The 17,598-nt window shown below is 65.6% G+C and carries 19 protein-coding genes; 5 read left to right on the top strand and 14 right to left on the bottom strand.

What is annotated here, in order from left to right:
• Positions 1 to 90: 90 nt before the first annotated feature.
• The 12 genes from IQ16_RS16255 to IQ16_RS16200 all read right to left on the bottom strand — a co-directional run bounded on the left by IQ16_RS16255 (position 91) and on the right by IQ16_RS16200 (position 10,828).
• The gene (locus IQ16_RS16255) at positions 91 to 2,211 is read right to left on the bottom strand and encodes a sodium-translocating pyrophosphatase (RefSeq protein WP_018644628.1); all 2,121 of its coding nucleotides are present in this window, start codon (positions 2,209 to 2,211) and stop codon (positions 91 to 93) included.
• 232 nt (positions 2,212 to 2,443) lie between these two features.
• Positions 2,444 to 3,484, bottom strand: a complete 1,041-nt coding sequence (gene thiL, locus IQ16_RS16250; RefSeq protein ID WP_051123006.1) for a thiamine-phosphate kinase — start codon at positions 3,482 to 3,484, stop codon at positions 2,444 to 2,446.
• Positions 3,485 to 3,627: 143 nt separating this feature from the next.
• Entirely contained in the window at positions 3,628 to 4,122 is a 495-nt protein-coding gene (nusB, locus tag IQ16_RS16245; protein ID WP_018644626.1) for a transcription antitermination factor NusB, read from the bottom strand.
• 3 nt (positions 4,123 to 4,125) lie between these two features.
• On the bottom strand, positions 4,126 to 4,617 hold the full coding sequence (ribH, locus tag IQ16_RS16240; RefSeq protein ID WP_018644625.1) for a 6,7-dimethyl-8-ribityllumazine synthase: 492 nt from the start codon (positions 4,615 to 4,617) through the stop codon (positions 4,126 to 4,128).
• A gap of 159 nt (positions 4,618 to 4,776) precedes the next feature.
• Positions 4,777 to 5,385: a riboflavin synthase gene (locus IQ16_RS16235; protein WP_018644624.1), complete on the bottom strand. Its 609-nt coding sequence runs from the start codon at positions 5,383 to 5,385 to the stop codon at positions 4,777 to 4,779.
• A 1-nt stretch (position 5,386) separates the two neighbouring features.
• The gene (gene ribD, locus IQ16_RS16230; protein ID WP_018644623.1) at positions 5,387 to 6,535 is read right to left on the bottom strand and encodes a bifunctional diaminohydroxyphosphoribosylaminopyrimidine deaminase/5-amino-6-(5-phosphoribosylamino)uracil reductase RibD; all 1,149 of its coding nucleotides are present in this window, start codon (positions 6,533 to 6,535) and stop codon (positions 5,387 to 5,389) included.
• A complete protein-coding gene (gene nrdR / locus IQ16_RS16225; RefSeq protein ID WP_018644622.1) occupies positions 6,532 to 7,014 on the bottom strand; it encodes a transcriptional regulator NrdR in 483 nt (160 codons plus the stop codon). Before nrdR ends, ribD begins: the two co-directional genes overlap by 4 nt.
• 15 nt (positions 7,015 to 7,029) lie before the next feature.
• Complete coding sequence (gene glyA / locus IQ16_RS16220; RefSeq protein WP_018644621.1) at positions 7,030 to 8,328, bottom strand: serine hydroxymethyltransferase; 1,299 nt, start codon at positions 8,326 to 8,328, stop codon at positions 7,030 to 7,032.
• A 270-nt stretch (positions 8,329 to 8,598) separates the two neighbouring features.
• Complete coding sequence (locus IQ16_RS16215; protein WP_018644620.1) at positions 8,599 to 8,820, bottom strand: hypothetical protein; 222 nt, start codon at positions 8,818 to 8,820, stop codon at positions 8,599 to 8,601.
• A gap of 37 nt (positions 8,821 to 8,857) precedes the next feature.
• Positions 8,858 to 9,094, bottom strand: coding sequence for a hypothetical protein (locus IQ16_RS16210; RefSeq protein ID WP_018644619.1), 237 nt, complete (start codon positions 9,092 to 9,094; stop codon positions 8,858 to 8,860).
• 195 nt (positions 9,095 to 9,289) lie between these two features.
• A complete protein-coding gene (gene ldtR, locus IQ16_RS16205) occupies positions 9,290 to 9,808 on the bottom strand; it encodes a transcriptional regulator LdtR (protein WP_018320040.1) in 519 nt (172 codons plus the stop codon).
• Positions 9,809 to 10,324: 516 nt separating this feature from the next.
• Positions 10,325 to 10,828 carry a DUF6163 family protein gene (locus IQ16_RS16200; protein WP_018644618.1) on the bottom strand — a complete coding sequence of 168 codons (504 nt, stop codon included), beginning with the start codon at positions 10,826 to 10,828 and terminating at the stop codon, positions 10,325 to 10,327.
• A gap of 124 nt (positions 10,829 to 10,952) precedes the next feature.
• Between IQ16_RS16200 and hemB the strand changes: the two genes are divergently transcribed.
• From hemB to IQ16_RS16185, 3 genes are all read left to right on the top strand, one after another.
• A complete protein-coding gene (gene hemB, locus IQ16_RS16195; protein ID WP_018644617.1) occupies positions 10,953 to 12,011 on the top strand; it encodes a porphobilinogen synthase in 1,059 nt (352 codons plus the stop codon).
• A gap of 235 nt (positions 12,012 to 12,246) precedes the next feature.
• Positions 12,247 to 12,789 carry an RDD family protein gene (locus IQ16_RS16190; RefSeq protein ID WP_026312241.1) on the top strand — a complete coding sequence of 181 codons (543 nt, stop codon included), beginning with the start codon at positions 12,247 to 12,249 and terminating at the stop codon, positions 12,787 to 12,789.
• Positions 12,790 to 12,918: 129 nt separating this feature from the next.
• The gene (locus IQ16_RS16185) at positions 12,919 to 13,695 is read left to right on the top strand and encodes an arginyltransferase (protein ID WP_018644615.1); all 777 of its coding nucleotides are present in this window, start codon (positions 12,919 to 12,921) and stop codon (positions 13,693 to 13,695) included.
• 52 nt (positions 13,696 to 13,747) lie between these two features.
• Here the strand turns inward: IQ16_RS16185 and IQ16_RS16180 are convergent, their stop codons facing one another.
• Positions 13,748 to 15,100, bottom strand: a complete 1,353-nt coding sequence (locus tag IQ16_RS16180; protein WP_018644614.1) for an Nramp family divalent metal transporter — start codon at positions 15,098 to 15,100, stop codon at positions 13,748 to 13,750.
• Between the two features lie 170 nt (positions 15,101 to 15,270).
• Between IQ16_RS16180 and IQ16_RS16175 the strand changes: the two genes are divergently transcribed.
• Both IQ16_RS16175 and IQ16_RS16170 read left to right on the top strand, forming a co-directional pair.
• Positions 15,271 to 16,515 carry an MFS transporter gene (locus IQ16_RS16175; protein ID WP_018644613.1) on the top strand — a complete coding sequence of 415 codons (1,245 nt, stop codon included), beginning with the start codon at positions 15,271 to 15,273 and terminating at the stop codon, positions 16,513 to 16,515.
• Positions 16,516 to 16,566: 51 nt separating this feature from the next.
• Complete coding sequence (locus IQ16_RS16170) at positions 16,567 to 17,385, top strand: hypothetical protein (protein ID WP_145831606.1); 819 nt, start codon at positions 16,567 to 16,569, stop codon at positions 17,383 to 17,385.
• 35 nt (positions 17,386 to 17,420) lie between these two features.
• On the opposite strand, the gene IQ16_RS16165 is transcribed toward IQ16_RS16170, so the two are convergent.
• On the bottom strand, positions 17,421 to 17,598 hold a 178-nt coding region (locus IQ16_RS16165), incomplete at its 5' end, for an integrase core domain-containing protein (RefSeq protein WP_080670292.1).

Raw genomic sequence — 17,598 nt, 5'->3', positions numbered from 1 at the left:
TCGCAATGACGAGGTGAGATCATACAATCCATCAAACAAAAAACCCCGCGGCGCGAGCCGCGGGGTTTTGTCTTATGCAATCGCTTCAGCTCAGTGCGCCAGGATCGCCAGCAGCAGCAAGGCCACGATGTTGGTGATCTTGATCATCGGGTTCACCGCGGGTCCCGCCGTATCCTTGTAGGGATCGCCGACGGTGTCGCCGGTCACGGCCGACTTGTGGGCATCGCTGCCCTTGCCGCCGAAATGGCCGTCCTCGATGTACTTCTTGGCGTTGTCCCAGGCGCCGCCGCCCGAGGTCATGGAGATCGCGACGAACAGGCCCGTCACGATCACGCCGAGCAGCATCGCGCCGACGGCAGAGAACGCCGCCGACTTGCCGGCCGCGCCACCACCCGCGATCGCGTAGATCAGGAAGTAGACGACGATCGGCGACAGCACCGGAAGCAGCGAGGGGATGATCATCTCCTTGATCGCCGCCTTGGTGAGCAGGTCCACGGCCTTGCCGTAGTCCGGCTTGTCGGTGCCCTGCATGATGCCCGGCTTCTCGCGGAATTGGCGGCGGACCTCCTCGACGATCGCGCTGGCGGCGCGTCCCACCGCGGTCATTCCCATCGCGCCGAACAGGTACGGCAACAGGCCGCCGAACAGCAGGCCGACAACCACGTAGGGATTGTTCAGCGAGAAGTCCGGATTGACGCCGGCGAAGTAGGTGTGACGCGCGGAATCCGCAACGAAGAACTTGAGGTCCTGGTTGTAGGCCGCGAACAGCACGAGAGCGCCGAGGCCGGCGGAGCCGATCGCGTAGCCCTTGGTCACCGCCTTGGTGGTGTTGCCGACCGCGTCGAGCGCGTCGGTCGACTTGCGCACCTCCTTCGGCAGGCCCGCCATTTCGGCAATGCCGCCGGCGTTGTCGGTGACGGGGCCGAAGGCGTCGAGTGCGACGACCATGCCGGCCAGCGCCAGCATGGTGGCGGTCGCGATCGCGATGCCGAAAAGGCCTGCCAGACTGTAGGTGACGAGGATGCCGGCGATGATGACGATCGCAGGCAGCGCGGTCGCCTCCATCGAGACGGCAAGGCCCTGGATCACGTTGGTGCCATGACCGGTCACCGAGGCCTGGGCGATCGACTTCACCGGGCGATAGTCGGTTCCGGTGTAGTATTCGGTGATCCAGATGATCAGCGCGGTGACGACGAGGCCGACCACGCCGCACTCGAACAGCGCCATGCCGGTGTAGTCGACGCCGTCGAGCTTGCCGAAGCCGATCAGGGCGTAGATCACGCCGCCGATGCCGATCAGCGACAGGATGCCGGTTGCGATCAGACCCTTGTAGAGCGCCCCCATGATCGACTGGCTCGGCCCAAGCTTGACGAAGAAAGTGCCGATGATCGAGGTGATGATGCAGATGCCGCCGATGGCGAGCGGCAGCGTCATCATATTGGCGAGGATCGGCGTCTTGGCGAAGAAGATGGCCGCGAGCACCATGGTGGCGACCGCGGTCACCGCGTAGGTCTCGAACAGGTCGGCGGCCATGCCGGCGCAGTCGCCGACATTGTCGCCGACGTTATCGGCAATGGTCGCGGGGTTGCGCGGATCGTCCTCGGGAATGCCGGCCTCGACCTTGCCGACGAGGTCGCCGCCGACGTCCGCACCCTTGGTGAAGATGCCGCCGCCGAGACGGGCGAAGATCGAGATCAGCGAGGCGCCGAAGCCGAGTGCCACCATGGCGTCGACCACGGTGCGGCTGTCGGGCGCGAGCTTCAGCGAGTGAACCAGGAAGCCGAAATAGAGGGTCACACCGAGCAGCGCGAGACCGGCCACCAGCATGCCGGTGATCGCGCCCGCCTTGAAGGCGAGCTCGAGGCCGCCGGCCAGCGACGTCGTCGCGGCCTGGGCGGTGCGCACATTGGCGCGAACCGAGACGTTCATGCCGATGAAGCCGGCCGCCCCTGACAGGACGGCGCCGATGGCAAAACCGATCGCGACATAAAGACCGAGGAAGTAGACGAGCAGCACGAAGATGACGATGCCGACGATACCGATCGTGGTGTACTGGCGCCGGAGATAGGCCTGCGCGCCTTCGCGCACTGCTCCTGCAATTTCCTGCATGCGCGGCGACCCCGCATCCGCGCTCAACACCGAAGACGTCGCCCAAATCGCGTAGACGACGGAAAGCACTCCGCAGAGCACTATCAACCATAATGCTGTCATGTGATTTTTGCCTCAGATCCTTGATGTACCCCCGGCGCCTTTTGTTGTCCGTCGTGCGGTGCGGCGCCTTGATTTTGAACAAAGCCGCCCCTTTCCCGAAGGGGCGGCTCCAGTCGGTCACAAGCTTGCCAAAATCAAATTGAGGGTGCAACGCCGGATGAGGCCGAAAAGACCGATCTCGGCAGGTATTTAGACGAACCTTGAGAACCTGGCCGCCGGTTTGGAGCAATTCCTAGAAGTGACTGTAGGACAGCCGCTTCAAGGTCAGCTCTCGCCCCTGCCCGTCCAGGAAGCGTGGCCGGTCGTGGCCAGCGACGATCGTGCCGATCGCGGTGACGGGAAGGCCCGCCGCCCGACCGGCTGCGATCAACGCATCGCTTTGCGCCGGCGGAACAGTGCACAGGACCTCGTAATCGTCGCCTCCGGCAAGCAACGTCTCGACGCCAACGACGTTACGGGCAATCAGCCCCGCCGCGGCAGCCGAGAGCGGCACGCTCGCCACGTCGACCGTGGCCGAGACGCCGGACGCTGCACAGAGTTTCGTCAGATCGCCGGCAAGGCCATCGGAGACGTCCATCGCGGCCGACGCATGGTCGCGCACGGCCTGCGCCAGCGCGTTGCGCGGCTGCGGCACGCGATAGCGCGACGCAAGCAAATCCCGTGCAGCGGGATCAGACACGAGTGCCCGGGCCACCGCGCCGCCGGTGAGCGCGTCGAGACCGAGCGCGGCATCGCCGATCGTGCCCGTCACCAGGATGCGGTCGCCGGCACTGGCGCCGGTGCGGCCGACCATGCGCCCCTTCGGCACCCGGCCGAAGGCGGTGATCGAGATCATCTGCGGTCCCGGCGTCGACACCGTGTCGCCGCCGAGCAGCAGGCAGCCGAACGTCTTGGCGTCCTCGCCCAGCGCGTCCGCGAACGGCCGGAGCCAGGAGTCCTCCTTGCTGCGCAGCGCCAGCGTCAGCACGAAGCCGGCAGGCGCCGCGCCCTTGGCGGCGAGATCGGACAGGTTCACCCGCAGCGCCTTGCGCGCGATGGTCGCAGGAGGATCAGTGGCAAGATAATGCACGCCCTCGACCACGGCATCGGTGGTGACGACGATGTCGTCGCCGGACGAGGACAGGATCGCGGCGTCGTCGACCAGCCCGAACGCACCGGGATCGGTCGCCAGCGGCTTGAAATAGCGCGCGATGAGGGAGTCTTCGGCGGAGGGCTGTGTTCTGTCCCGTGTCACGACAGTAAACCCGTCATCCCTGCGAAATGGCGAAGCCATTTTCGCTGGAGGTGCGAGCTCTTGCGAGCCTCGAAGGATGCACGGCCGAGGTGCACCTTCAGTGGCACGCCGTCGTCCTTCGAGGCCTTCGCTTCGCTACGGCACCTCAGGATGACGGCTACTGCAAGGGTCATCGACTGATCCTACCCCCGCCCGAACTCGTCGCCGCGAAACTGGCGGCCGATCTGGTCGAGCACGGCGTTGACCATGCCGGTCTCCTCGCGGTCGACGAAGGCATTGGCGACGTCGACATATTCGGAGATGACGACACGGCCCGGCACGTCCCTGCGGTGCTCCAGCTCGTAGGCCCCGGCCCGCAGCACTGCGCGCAGGATCGCCTCAATCCGCTTGAGCGGCCAGCCCTTCGACAGCGCTTCGTCGATCAGGGGATCGAGCTTCTTCTGGTCGCGCACGACGCCGGAGACGACGTCGCGGAAGAAGGCGGCTTCCGCCGGCAGATAGGTGTCGCCCTCGACCTCGTTGCCGAGCCAGTGGCTCTCGAACTCGGCGAAGATGTCGTTGATGCCGGCTCCCGCGATGTCCATCTGGTACAACGCCTGGACGGCCGCGAGCCGCGCCGCGCCGCGCCGGTTCGCCTTCTTCTCCGGAGCGCCCGCCGGTTTCTTGATCTCAGCCATGGCTCAGGCCCGCGCCAGACGGCGTTTGATACGCAGCATCGCGAGCGCCGCGCGCGCGGCATCGCCGCCCTTGTTGAGCTCGCTGGCGCGCGCCCGCGCCCAGGCCTGGTCCTCATTGTTGACGGTGAGGATGCCGTTGCCGAGCGGCAGCTTGCGCGCCACGGCGAGGTCCATCAGCGCGCGCGAGGATTCCTGCGAGACGATCTCGAAATGGATGGTGTCGCCGCGGATCACGCAGCCGAGCGCGATCACCGCGTCATAGGGCTTGCCGTTCGCCGCCGCGGCATCGACCGCGATGGCCACCGCCGCCGGGATCTCCAGCGCGCCGGGAACCGTGATGACGTCGTGCGTCAGACCGGCCGCCTTCAGCTCGGCCACCGCGCCGTCGAGAAGCGCGTCCTGGAGATCGTCATAGAACCGGGCCTCGACAATCAGCGCCCGTGCGCCGGAAATGTCGGTCTGGTCCTTCAGGGGTGCGCGCCGCGCGTCTGCCATCGTTCAATCCGTTTCGAAAGGGGTCGGCGCTATGTAGTCGCCGCAGGTCCGTAAGCCAAGTTAGAAACTGTCATTCCGGGGCGATGCGAAGCATCGAACCCGGAATCTCGAGATTCCGGGTTCGGCTCTTCGAGCCGCCCCGGAAAGACGGCTCTGCCGTCACTTCATTTCCGTCAGCCGCGCCGCATAGCGGGCCATCAGATCGACCTCGATATTGACCTCGGCCCCCGCCTTCCAGCTGCCGATGGTCGTGACATCAAGCGTATGCGGGATGATCAGCACCGAAAAGGTCACGTCGTCGACCGTATTCACTGTCAGCGAGACGCCGTCGAGCGTGATCGAGCCCTTGGTGGCAATGAACCGCGCGAGCTCGCGCGTGGTCGAGAGCACGAACCGCGCCATATCAGGCAGGTCCTCGCGGCTGACGATGGTCGCGATGCCGTCGGCATGGCCGGCGACGATATGGCCGCCGAGCTCGTCGCCGATCTTGAGCGCACGCTCGAGGTTGAGCTTGGTGCCCAGCTTCCAGTGCTTGGCCGTCGTCAGCGCCAGCGTCTCCGCCGCCGCATCGACGTCATACCAGGTCTTGCCGTCCGCGACGCCGGACCCAACCACGGTCAGGCACACGCCGTTGCTCGCGATCGAGGCGCCGTCGGCAATGGTGGTCTGATCGTAGCGGCAGGCGATGCGCAGCCGATGCAGCTGCCCCTGCGCCGTTGGCGTGAAGCTGACGATCTCGCCGATATCGGTGACAATGCCGGTGAACATGTTAGGCGCGCTCGTAGATGGTGAGAGTATCGTGACCGAATGTCTCGCTAGCATGAACCTTGTAGGCCTGCGACTGCGTGATTTTCGACAGGGGCAATGCATCGAGCGCATCGACACCGCCTTCGCCGACCGCTTCCGCCCCGCGGAACAGCCAGATCTCGTCGACAAGATCGGCCGCGACGAACGAAGCCGCAACCCGGCTGCCGCCCTCGACCATCAGCCGCGTGATGCCCTTCTCCGCCAGCGCATGCAGCACGGCCGGAAGATCGAGCCCGGATGCACTGCCTGGAGGCATGCGCATGATTTGCGCACCGGCCGCACCAAGGCGGGTTGCGGCCGCGGCCTCCGCCAGCTCGGAAGCCATCACCCAAAGCTGTGTCTCGCGCGCGGAGCGCACGAGCTGGCTCGATGCCGGAATGCGGAGGCTCCGGTCGAGCACCACGCGCACCGGCGAGCGCGCCGCCATGCCCGGCAGGCGGCAATTGAGCTGCGGATCGTCCGCCAGCACCGTGCCGATGCCGACCAGGATGGCGTCGCTCTGCGCGCGCAGAAGATGCACGCGATTGCGCACCGCCTCGCCGGTGATCGCGAGCGGTTTACCGCCGGCCGCGCCGATCTTGCCGTCGGGCGAGACCGCGAGCTTCAGGATCACATGCGGGCGCTTGTCGCGGATGCGGCGGAAATGGCCGGCGTGGTCGAACGCGGCCTCTGCGGCGCAAAGACCGACATCCACCGTGATGCCGGCGGCGCGCAAGCGCGCATGGCCCTGCCCCGCCACTTCCGGATTGGGATCCTCGATCGCCGCCACCACGCGCTTGATGCCGGCTGCAATCACCGCATCGGCGCAAGGCGGCGACTTACCGAAATGCGAGCACGGCTCCAGCGTGACATAGAGCGTGGCGCCCCGCGCCGCTTCGCCCGCGCGCCGCAGCGCTTCGGGCTCGCCATGCGGCCGTCCGCCGGGCTGGGTCCAGCCACGGCCGACGATCACTCCGTCTTTCACAATGACCGCGCCAACGGCCGGATTGGGCCACGTGCGCCCTTGCCCGCGCTTACCCAGCGCCAGCGCAAGCTCCATGAAGCGGCGGTCGGCGTCCTTGGCGTCGCGGGCCTTCTGCGCGAATTGATCCTCCAGGATGCGGAAGATCATTTGCGGATCGCGGCGAGCCGCGCTTCCTCCTCACCGGAGAGCTCGCCGAGCACGTCGGCGAAATCCTTGGCCTCGCGGAAATTGCGGTAGACCGAAGCGAAGCGCACATAGGCGACGTCGTCGAGCGTGCGCAGGTGCTCCATCACAGTCTCGCCGATCACCTCAGAGGAGATCTCGGCCTCGCCCCCGGTCTCGAGCTCGCGCACGATGGTGGAGACCATCTTCTCAACCCGCTCCGGATCGACCTGCCGCTTGCGTAAGCTGATCTGCACCGAGCGCATCAGCTTGTCGCGGTCGAACGGCACGCGGCGGCCGTTGCGCTTGATCACCGTGAGCTCGCGCAGCTGCACGCGCTCGAAGGTGGTGAAGCGGAAATTGCAGGCGACGCACACGCGCCGCCTGCGGATCACGGACGAGTCCTCGGTCGGACGCGAGTCCTTTACCTGCGTATCGAGACTGTTGCAGTTCGGGCACCGCATCCGCTTGGCCTGACCTTACTGGTAGATCGGGAACCGGTCGGTGAGCGCCTTGACCCGTTCCTTGATCGCGGCTTCCACCAGCGGCGCCTTGCCGTCGGAGGACTGCGCGATCGCGTTCAGGACCTCGGCGATCATGCCGCCAACCTGCTGGAATTCGGCGACGCCAAAGCCGCGAGTGGTCGCAGCGGGCGTGCCGAGCCGCAGGCCCGAAGTGACGAAAGGCTTCTCGGGGTCGAACGGAATGCCGTTCTTGTTGCAGGTGATGGCCGCACGGACCAGCGCCTTCTCCGAGACGTTGCCCTTCAGGCCCTTCGGCCGGAGGTCGACGAGCATCAGGTGGTTGTCGGTGCCGCCGGAGACGATGTCGAAGCCGTGGCTCTTCATCGCCTCGGCCAGCGCCTTGGCGTTCTCGACGACGTTCTTGGCATAGACCTTGAAGTCCGGCCGCAGCGCCTCGCCGAAGGCAACCGCCTTCGCCGCGATCACATGCATCAAGGGGCCGCCCTGCAGGCCCGGGAAGATCGCCGAGTTGAGCTTCTTGGCGAGCGTCTCGTCATTGCTGAGGATCAGGCCGCCGCGGGGACCGCGCAGCGACTTGTGCGTCGTGGTCGTGGTGACATGCGCATACGGTACGGGCGAGGCGTGCACGCCGCCGGCAACGAGGCCCGCGAAGTGCGCCATATCCACCAGAAGGTAAGCGCCGACGCTGTCGGCGATCTCGCGGAAGCGCTTGAAGTCCCAGGCACGCGAATAGGCCGAGCCGCCGGCGACGATCAGCTTCGGCTTGACCTCTTCGGCCTGCTTCTGGACCGCATCCATGTCGATGATCTGGTCCTCGCGGCGCACGGTGTAGTGCGCGGCCTTGAACCACTTGCCGCTCATGTTGACGGGCGAGCCGTGGGTGAGATGGCCGCCGGCCGCGAGATCGAGACCCATGAAGGTGTCGCCCGGCTGGAGCAGCGCCAGGAACACCGCCTGGTTCATCTGGCTGCCGGAGTTCGGCTGCACGTTGGCGAAGTTCGCGCCGAACAGCTTCTTGGCGCGATCGATCGCGAGGTTCTCGGCGACGTCGACCCACTCACAACCGCCGTAGTACCGCGCGCCCGGATAACCCTCCGCATACTTGTTGGTCATCACCGAACCCTGCGCTTCCAGCACGGCCCGGCTGACGATGTTCTCGGAGGCGATCAGCTCGACCTCATGGCGCTGCCGGCCGAGCTCGCCCTTGATGGCGGCTGCGATTTCCGGATCGGCCTGCTCGAGCGAGGCGGTGAAAAACGAATCGGGCGCGGAGGCGGTCTTTGCGAGGGTCATCTTGCGAATATCTCCACCGCCGCAGCCTTTTGGCGGGCTACGGGCGGGTCTGGTGTGGCGATCGGAAGCACGCGCGATCTACCACATCGCCCGCCCCCGGCCAAGCATTTGCGGGTCGGGCCTGAGATTTATGCAAGATGTGGTGGGGACCGGGGATTTGGGCGGCAGGACGGTTCTCCGGAACCGCCCCCGCTCCAATTCTGCCGGAAGGGGCCGTTTTGGACCCTAAAGAGGTATGGGCTCCACGGGCCAAAGCAGTCGGTTCACCTCTTACAAGCCGGTATACCCCGCCTTCACCGGGTCCACGCTGCCGTCGAGCTGGCGCAGATAGGTCAGGCCGCAGACCGTCAACCTGTGCGGATCCTTCTCGCCCGCTTCCACCAGGGTATTGAGGTAGTTCGTGACCTTGGCCCGTGCCTCCTCGCTGGCCGCCGCCGTGCGGTTGGCGAGCAGGTCATAGGTCTGCATGATGCGGTCGATGGCAGCTTCCATTGCACCCTCTGGTTCTTCCGAATTGCGGAAATTTTGATCAGGCAACCGCGCGGGCCTCGGACTGCGTCTCGAACTGGGCGATCGCCTTGTTGGCAAGCCTGATCTTGTTGAATTCACCGTGCTGGATCAGCTTGATGATGATCTCGAGCAGGCGTTCGTTGGTGACGAGCGTGTCGGGGATTGCGCCGGAGCGGCGGAGGTAATTCGCGGCGATGGCATAGGCATCGCTCACGAGTTCGACGTTCATGGCCTGCAACCCGCGCCCGCCCGGCATGGTATCCTCCGATCCAGAGGACTAACTGCGATGCGGCGACCTGGTTCCGTGCGCGCGGGCATTTTTTCGCAATTGCGAAACGTCAAAACGCACCGGTCCGGGCAAGCCGGGCCGATGCGCTTGGGGAAAGTCAGGCACGTTCGGGAGGCTTGCCGGTCTTGTTGTCGGGCCGGCTTGGCCTTGATCCCTTGGAACTCAGAGGCGGTACAGGATCTGGTCGGTCCAGAACCGCTCGAGACGGTGCAGCGACTTGTTGAGCGTGGAGAACTCCTCGCCCGAGATGCCGCCGACCTGCTCGACCGTCTTGACGTGCTTCTGGTAGAGCGCGTCGACGATGCGGCGGACTTCTTGGCCCTGCGGGGTCAGGCGGATGCGCACCGAGCGGCGATCAACGCGCGAGCGCTGATGATCGAGAAAGCCGAGCTCGACGAGCTTCTTCAGATTGTAGGAGACGTTGGAGCCGAGATAGTAGCCGCGGGTGCGCAGCTCGCCGGCAGTCAGCTCCTTGTCGCCGATGTTGTAGAGCAGCAGTGCCTGCACCGAGTTGATGTCGGCGCGACCGCGACGATCGAACTCGTCCTTGATGACGTCGAGGAGCCGGCGATGCAGCCGCTCCACCAGAGTCAAAGCTTCCAGATAGAGCGACTGCACCGAACCCTGCTGGCCGGAGACGCGCTCTGCGGTATCTGCCGCAGTTGCGACGGCTTTCATCATGACACTTCCCCTGTTGTCGTTTTTATCGACACTTATTCGACGAAACTTGTGTCCCGTCTGATAGGTGCAACTTAAGGGGCTCGTTTGAAGATCGGCTTAAATAAGAGAATAAAGAGATCATGAATTTAAGACAGTGAATTGCGGATTAAGCCTGTGCCAGAAGGACTTTTCGCAACCGTCTGTTGACCTTCGCAAGGTCCTGTTCACCCTCCGTCCGCCCAATCTGTCGCATTCCAGAACAGCCCCGCCCCGTTTCGAAACGGGCCCGTAACAGCTGTGGCGGAACCGGCTGGTTAGTGAAAACTTACCGCAAATTCGAGGCAACCAGCGGTCAACCAATCGCGACACTTGTGTCCCGGACAAGCGCAGCGAAGCGAAGCGCAGAGCCGGACCCAGATGTTTCAAAGCGAGATTGCGGAGAGATGGGCCCCGGCTCTGCAATGCATCACGCCGTACTGGACGATGCTTCGCATCGCCAGGGGCGCGCTGCATTTCGATATCAGCGAAGACGTCGCGCTACGGCGGCCGTTCGCGCGCGGCCATCCAGGCGAGCGCGAGATAAGCGGCGAGCATGAAGACCTCGACGCCGACCACAACCAGGCTGCCGCCGTAGATTCCCGGGAACATCAGCTCGATCACCGCCATCGACACGACGGTCGTCAGCCACACCACCGCGCCCCACGGCGTGGCGAGCCACAGGCCGACGGCGGCGACGAGCTCGATCACCGCGAAGTAGACGGTCGCGGCCTGCCAGGCCATCGACTGGTTCTCGAACGCCTCGTCCTCGCCGCCGACGAAGCCGGTCACCTGCGCCCAGTGATAGAGGCCCTTGAGGATCGAGAGCAGCGCCATCACGCGCAGGAACAGCACGAGCCGCCGCGTCCAGACATTGTCGTCGGACTCAGGCCGCTCCGACGAGATCGCCGCCACCGAGAGTGCGCTCTCTCTGGCATTGTCTCGGGCAGCGTCCCTGGCACTGGCGCCGTCGCGGGCCGCATCGCGGGTGGAGATCTCGGACATGGGCCCCTTCTGGCTGCTTCCGCCCGCAAAATCAATCGGCTGCCATCACCTTGCGGCAGGTCAAGCCGCGGTGACGGGAACCATGCGAGCTGGTATAAGAATAATTCCAGCCGGAGGAAGAGTAATGGCGATCAAATACGGACGTCCGATCGAATTGCGCGAGGTGTCGCGCCGGGATGGCGGAGCCTCCCCTGCCCTCGATCTGACCGTCCGCCCGCGCCGCAACCGCAAGGCCGAATGGGCCCGGCGGATGGTGCGCGAGAACGTCCTCACCACCGACGACCTGATCTGGCCGCTGTTCCTGATCGACGGCAACAACAAGCGTGAGCAGGTCGCCTCGATGCCGGGCGTCGACCGCCTCAGCGTCGACCAGGCCGTGCGCGAGGCCGAGCGCGCGATGAAGCTCACCATCCCCTGCCTCGCGCTGTTTCCCTACACCGACCCCTCCTTGCGGGACGAGGAAGGCTCGGAAGCGACCAATCCGAACAACCTGGTCTGCCAGGCGGTGCGCGCGATCAAGAAGGAGTTTCCGGAGATCGGCATCCTCTGCGACGTCGCGCTCGATCCCTTCACCAGCCACGGCCATGACGGCCTGATCTCCGACGGCAAGATTTTGAACGACGAGACGGTCGCGGTGCTTGTGCGCCAGGCCCTGGTGCAGGCCGAGGCCGGCTGCGACATCATCGCCCCCTCCGACATGATGGACGGCCGCGTCGCCGCGATCCGCGAGGGACTGGACCGCGCTGGCCTGCTCGACGTGCAGATCATGGCCTATGCGGCCAAATACGCCTCCGCCTTCTACGGTCCGTTCCGCGACGCCATCGGCTCGGCCAAGACGCTCACCGGCGACAAGCGCACCTACCAGATGGACAGCGCCAATACCGATGAAGCGCTGCGCGAGGTCGAGCTCGACATCGCCGAGGGCGCCGACATGGTGATGGTGAAGCCCGGCATGCCCTATCTCGACGTCGTCCGCCGCGTGAAGGACACCTTTGCGATGCCGACCTTCGCCTACCAGGTCTCCGGCGAATACGCGATGATCGCAGCCGCCGCCAACAATGGCTGGCTCGATGGCGAGCGTGCGATGATGGAGAGCCTGCTCGCCTTCAAGCGCGCCGGCGCCGACGGCGTGCTGAGCTATTTTGCGCCGAAGGTGGCGGAGAAGCTCCGCAGCCAAGCATAGGTGCCGTAGGGTGGGCAAAGCGTAGCGTGCCCACCAATCCATCCATCGCGCACGACAACGGACAATGGTGGGCACGGCGCTCACGCGCCTTTGCCCACCCTACGGCTTCCGCGCCAGCGGCCACATCCGCCCCCGAATCGCCGGAATATTTCGGCTTGCTGACGCCTGCGCGCCCTTGGCACGGGGATGGCCTGTTCCCATGTCCTGCGACGGGGGCTTCGCTGGAGAACGGACTATGTCGTACGACTCGGGTAATTCAGGCGCCTGGCGCAACGACGGCGCGGTCCAGCCGCACGCCTACGATCCCTATCTGCATCCGGAACTGTTCCGCGGCGTCGCGACGCGGCGGGTGTTCGCGTTCCTGATCGACATGGTCGTGATCTCCGTTCCCGTCATCCTCGGCTACATCTTCATCGCGCTGTTCGGCGTGGTCACGCTCGGCATCGGCTGGGCGCTGTTCTGGCTGGCCTGGCCGGCCTCCGTGATCTGGGCCATCGTCTACTACGGCGCCTGCATCGGCGGGCCGTCCTCGGCGACGATCGGCATGCGGGTCATGGATCTGGAGCTGCGCACCTGGTACGGCGCACCCGGCTATTTCGTGCTCGGCGCCACCCATGCCGTGCTGTTCTGGGTGACGGTGTCGTTCCTGTCGCCCTTCGTGGTGCTGGTCGGGCTGTTCAACGGCCGCCGGCGGCTGCTGCATGATTTCGTGCTGGGGACGGTCGTGATCAACAATTCCGTCCGTGCCCCCGTGCCGCAAGGCGCAAGGACCTACTGAGAACCCGTGATCAAGAACCTATCAACCAGGACCGACTAAGCTGACGCATCTGACCTGCCGAGCAGACCAATTGACCGAGAGCTTCCGTAGCGCGATGCTGATACCCACTTCGGAGGCCCACGACGTCCCTTGACCCAGCACTCGCGCGACACCCCACAGTTTTACCTCACGGCGCCCTCGCCCTGCCCGTATCTGCCGGGCCGGCATGAGCGCAAGGTGTTTACGCACCTCGTGGGTGACCGCGCCGGCGACCTCAACGACCTTCTGACCCATGGCGGCTTCCGCCGCAGCCAGTCGATCGCCTACCGGCCGGCCTGCGATCAGTGCCGCGCCTGCGTCTCGGTCCGGGTCATCGCCAACGAGTTCCGCCCCTCGCGCAACTTCCGCAAGGTGATGGCGCGCAACGCCGACATCATCGGCGAGCAGCGCAGTGCGGTGCCGACCTCCGAGCAATATTCGGTGTTCCGCGCCTATCTCGACGCCCGCCACCGCCATGGCGGCATGGCCGACATGACCGTGCTCGACTACGCCATGATGGTCGAGGACAGCCATGTCGAGACTCGTATCATCGAATACCGCAAACGCGGCCCCGACAGCGGCATCACCGGCCGCGGCGAGGAGCTGATCGCGGTGGCGCTCACGGACGTCCTCAGCGACGGCCTGTCGATGGTCTATTCCTTCTTCGAGCCGAGCCAGGTCAGCCGCTCGATGGGCACCTTCATGATCCTCGACCACATCGCCCGCGCGCGACGCCAAGGCCTGCCTTACGTCTATCTCGGCTACTGGATCGAAGGCTCCAAGAAGATGGACTACAAGGCCCGCTTCCTGCCGCAGCAGCGCCTCGCCCCGTCAGGCTGGCTGCGGATCGACGCGCAGGGCGATACGGCGTCCGAGCCGCAGGATTAGCTTTCTGTCATGCCCCGCGAAGGCGGGCGATGACAGCTGCGTAGTGGCAACTTCACCCGAACAGCGTATCCGCCAGCAGCTTCACGTTCAGAACCACGATCACGCCCGCGACGATCCAGGCGATCGCGGCAACGGACACCGGTATCGCGAACTGGCCCATCTTGCGGCGGTCGGAGACGAAGCGGACCAGCGGGATGACGGCGAAGGGCAACTGCATCGACAGCACGACCTGGCTGAACACCAAGAGATCGGCCGTGCCGCGCTCGCCATAGATCGCGGTGACGATGATCACGGGAATGATGGCGATGCCGCGCGTGAGCAGGCGGCGCGCCCAGCTCGGCAGGCGCAGGTCGAGAAAGCCTTCCATCACGATCTGACCGGCGAGCGTCGCAGTGACCGTCGAGTTCAGGCCCGAGGCGAGCAGCGCCACCGCGAACAGCGTCGAGGCGATGCCGAGGCCGAGCAGCGGCGAGAGCAGCTCGAACGCCTGGCCGATCTCGGCGACGTCGGCATGGCCGCTCTTGTGGAAGGTCGCGGCGGCCACGACGAGGATCGCGGCGTTGATGAACAGCGCCAGCATCAGGGCGATGGTGGAGTCCGTCGTCGCCCATTTGATCGCCTCGCGGCGGCCCTCGTCGTTGCGCTCATAGGCGCGCGTCTGCACGATCGAGGAGTGCAGATAGAGATTATGCGGCATCACGGTGGCACCGATGATGCCGATCGCGATGTAGAGCATCTCCGGGTTGGTGAAGATCTCGCTCTTCGGCATGAAGCCGCGCAGGACCTCCGCGACCGGAGGAGCCGCCGCCGCGATCTGGACCACGAAGCACGCCGCGATCACCGCCAGCAGCGCGATGACGAAGGCCTCCAGGAACCGGAAGCCACGGTTCATCAGGATGAGAAGCAGGAACGCATCGAGCGCGGCGAGCAATGCGCCGCCGATCAGGGGAATGCCGAACAGCAGTTTCAGCGCGATCGCGGTGCCGATCACCTCGGCGAGATCGCAGGCGATGATCGCGGCCTCGCAGGCGAGCCAGAGCAGGAAGTTCACCGCCGGCGAATAGGTGGCGCGGCAGGCCTGCGCGAGATCGCGGTCGGTGACGATGCCGAGCCGCGCCGCCAGCGACTGCAGCAGGATCGCCATCAGGTTCGAGAGCAGGATGACGGAGAGCAGCGTGTAGCCGAACTTCGATCCGCCGGCGAGGTCGGTCGCCCAGTTGCCGGGGTCCATGTAGCCGACCGAGACGAGGTAGCCCGGACCGACGAAGGCGAGCAGCCGCCGCCACCACTGGGCCGCGACCGGAATGGCGACCGTGGCGTTCACTTCGGCGAGGCTCTTGGTGGCTGGCGCGTCAGTGCGCCAGCCGGCGGCATCGGGGGTTAAATCAGGCGATCGGGCATCCATACGGTCAGAATACCGAAGTCGGGGCTTATTGCAACTCATTTGCAACTGCATCTAGCCGCATCGGTTCCCCGGCACAGCGGAGCTCTGCCCTGCCCTGTCGGAAAGCGGGTGGGTTTGGCCGCGCCCGGAAGCGGATACTGGCGCCAATCCGACTTTGCAGGAAATGAGCCATGTCAAATTCGCAGCGCCTCCCTGACACCTTCAGCCGCCTCGCCTGGTCCAATCTCGCAGCGCAATCCGCCGAGCAGATCGCGCTCGCCGCCGCTCCGATCGTCGCCGTGCTGACGCTCGGGGTCGCCGAGGGCCAGACCGGCGTGCTGCAGACCGCGCTGACCCTGCCCTTCGTGCTGTTCGCCATTCCGGCTGGCCTGCTCGCCGACCGCATCTCCCGCCGCGCGCTGATGGCGGGCGCCGAGGCGCTGCGGGCCGCAGCCCTTGCGGCCATCGTGCTCCTCCTCGCGCTGAGCGCGCTCAATCTGCCGCTGCTGGCATTGCTCGGCTTCACGGCAGTGTGCGGCACCGTCGTCTACAGCGTTGCCGCGCCTGCGCTGGTGCCCTCGCTGGTCAACGCGGACCTGTTGCCGGCAGCGAATGCGCGGATCGAGCTTGCGCGCACCATTGCCTTCGCAAGTGGGCCCGCGCTCGGCGGCGCACTGGTCGGCTGGTGGGGGGCAAGCCTCGCCTTCGGCTTTGCTGCGGCGCTTTCGGCCATCGCCGTGGTGCTGCTCTCCGGCATCTACGAGCCCGCCCGCGCACCGATGCCACGGCGCCATCCGTTCCAGGAGATCCGCGAAGGCGCGGCCTTCGTGTTCCACCATCCGCTGCTGCGGCCGGTGTTCATCACCCAGTTCATCTTCAACACCGGCTGGTTCCTGCAGATCGCGGTGTTCGTGCCCTATGCCGTGCGCCATCTCGGCCTGACCGCCGCCGGCGTCGGCACGGTGCTGACGATGTATGGCGTCGGCATGGTGATCGGCGCGCTCCTTGCCACGCGCGTGATGCAGCGCATCGCCTTCGGCACGGTCGTCGGCCTCGGCCCGGTCACGGGCTTCGTCGCCTCGGTCGTGATGGCGCTGACGGTGCTGGTCCCCTCACCCTGGCTTGCAGGCTTGAGCTTCTTCCTGCTCGGCGCCGGGCCGATCCTGTGGGTGATCTCGACCACGACGCTGCGCCAGTCGGTGACGCCGCCGCGCCTGCTCGGCCGCGTCTCCGCCATCAACATCATGAGCTACGGCGCCCGCCCGCTCGGCTCGGCCCTCGGCGCGATCGTCGGCGGCTTCTGGAGCGCGGAAGCGTGCCTTTATCTCGCAGCAGCCGTGTTCGGCGCGCAGGCCCTGGTGATCTGGCTGTCGCCGGCAGCCGCGCTGGATCGGCAGCCGGTTATGGTCGGGGACGAAGTGGCGGCGAGCTGCTAGCAATTCGTCGAAGCTCGCCTTCGGCAAGGATATGCCCGCACTTGTTGTGTCATGCTTCGCCAATATAAGGTTGCATGGCAACAACTGTGGTGGTTCTCGGTCGTGATCAGACAATTCGCTGGCGGCATTGCACTCGCATGCTGGATCGTCGCGAGCACTTTGACGTCCGCAAGCGTCGCCGAGCCGATCAAACCACCCGGTAGCCGCATCAGCCTCGAGCCACCAAAGGGCTTTGCGGTCGCAACCACCTTCTCGGGCTTCCTGGACCAGGAAGGCAGCGCTTCGATCGTGCTGGTGGAGTTTCCGCCGGCGGCGTTCGAGCAAATTCGCGCCGGCATCAGCGCCGAAGCGATGGCCAGGCACGGCATGCGCCTCCTGTCCACCGAGACGATCGAAGGACTGCCCTACGAACAGGTGACCGTCAGGGCGGAGCAGCGCACCGGCAATCAGACCTTCGACAAATGGATGTTGAACGTCAAAGGCCCGGACATGGTCGCGATCGTGACCATGTCGATCCCGAGGCCCGCGCCGGCACGCCTCTCGGACGCGGTGATCCGGGCGACTCTGGCCAGCGTCAGAATCAGTGCGGTCAGCACAAGCGATCCGATCGCGGCGTTGCCATTCTCGATCGAGCCCACCTCGCGGTTCAAGTACCGCAAACCACTGGCGGGCCGCGGCCTCCTCGCGAAGGAAACGCCCCCACCGCCTGAGGGGAAGTTGGACGACGTCGGCTTCGTGGTGACCTTGGCGGCGGACGGGAGAGCTGGCCCCGGTTGTTTGGACAGCGCCCCGCTGGATTTAAGTGGATTCCTGCCGGGTTATGCTGAACGCGGGGCTTTACGATTTTGTCGTTGCGTCGGGAGGGCGTAGCCCGACCAGAGCGACGACAAAATCGTCGGCGACGGTCATGCGGCCATCACCATAGCTTGCGTGCCGAAGTAAGCCTCGTCGGGCGTGCGCCCGTCAAGGCTCGAGTGAGGGCGTCCCTGATTGTAGAAGGCCAGATACTTGGCAATTGACGCTCGCGCCTCGGACACGCTGTCGTAGGCGCGGAGATAAACTTCTTCGTATTTGACCGTGCGC

It is taken from the genome of Bradyrhizobium huanghuaihaiense, assembly GCF_007830635.1.
GTDB classification, from domain to species: Bacteria; Pseudomonadota; Alphaproteobacteria; order Rhizobiales; family Xanthobacteraceae; genus Bradyrhizobium; species Bradyrhizobium huanghuaihaiense.
Note: the sequence above shows the minus strand (reverse complement) of the source record. Positions and strands in the feature narration are given on the sequence as shown.

Coding starts and splice junctions, on each gene's coding strand:
- IQ16_RS16210 (WP_018644619.1), bottom strand. CDS start 9,094: ATGCCGGGCGGGCGCGGGTTGCAGGCCATGAACGTCGAACTCGTGAGC.
- IQ16_RS16175 (WP_018644613.1), top strand. CDS start 15,271: ATGTCAAATTCGCAGCGCCTCCCTGACACCTTCAGCCGCCTCGCCTGG.
- ribD (WP_018644623.1), bottom strand. CDS start 6,535: ATGATCTTCCGCATCCTGGAGGATCAATTCGCGCAGAAGGCCCGCGAC.
- IQ16_RS16190 (WP_026312241.1), top strand. CDS start 12,247: ATGTCGTACGACTCGGGTAATTCAGGCGCCTGGCGCAACGACGGCGCG.
- nusB (WP_018644626.1), bottom strand. CDS start 4,122: ATGGCTGAGATCAAGAAACCGGCGGGCGCTCCGGAGAAGAAGGCGAAC.
- ribH (WP_018644625.1), bottom strand. CDS start 4,617: ATGGCAGACGCGCGGCGCGCACCCCTGAAGGACCAGACCGACATTTCC.
- thiL (WP_051123006.1), bottom strand. CDS start 3,484: ATGGCTTCGCCATTTCGCAGGGATGACGGGTTTACTGTCGTGACACGG.
- nrdR (WP_018644622.1), bottom strand. CDS start 7,014: ATGCGGTGCCCGAACTGCAACAGTCTCGATACGCAGGTAAAGGACTCG.
- IQ16_RS16235 (WP_018644624.1), bottom strand. CDS start 5,385: ATGTTCACCGGCATTGTCACCGATATCGGCGAGATCGTCAGCTTCACG.
- glyA (WP_018644621.1), bottom strand. CDS start 8,328: ATGACCCTCGCAAAGACCGCCTCCGCGCCCGATTCGTTTTTCACCGCC.
- ldtR (WP_018320040.1), bottom strand. CDS start 9,808: ATGATGAAAGCCGTCGCAACTGCGGCAGATACCGCAGAGCGCGTCTCC.
- IQ16_RS16200 (WP_018644618.1), bottom strand. CDS start 10,828: ATGTCCGAGATCTCCACCCGCGATGCGGCCCGCGACGGCGCCAGTGCC.
- IQ16_RS16180 (WP_018644614.1), bottom strand. CDS start 15,100: ATGGATGCCCGATCGCCTGATTTAACCCCCGATGCCGCCGGCTGGCGC.
- IQ16_RS16170 (WP_145831606.1), top strand. CDS start 16,567: ATGCTTCGCCAATATAAGGTTGCATGGCAACAACTGTGGTGGTTCTCG.
- hemB (WP_018644617.1), top strand. CDS start 10,953: ATGGCGATCAAATACGGACGTCCGATCGAATTGCGCGAGGTGTCGCGC.
- IQ16_RS16215 (WP_018644620.1), bottom strand. CDS start 8,820: ATGGAAGCTGCCATCGACCGCATCATGCAGACCTATGACCTGCTCGCC.
- IQ16_RS16255 (WP_018644628.1), bottom strand. CDS start 2,211: ATGACAGCATTATGGTTGATAGTGCTCTGCGGAGTGCTTTCCGTCGTC.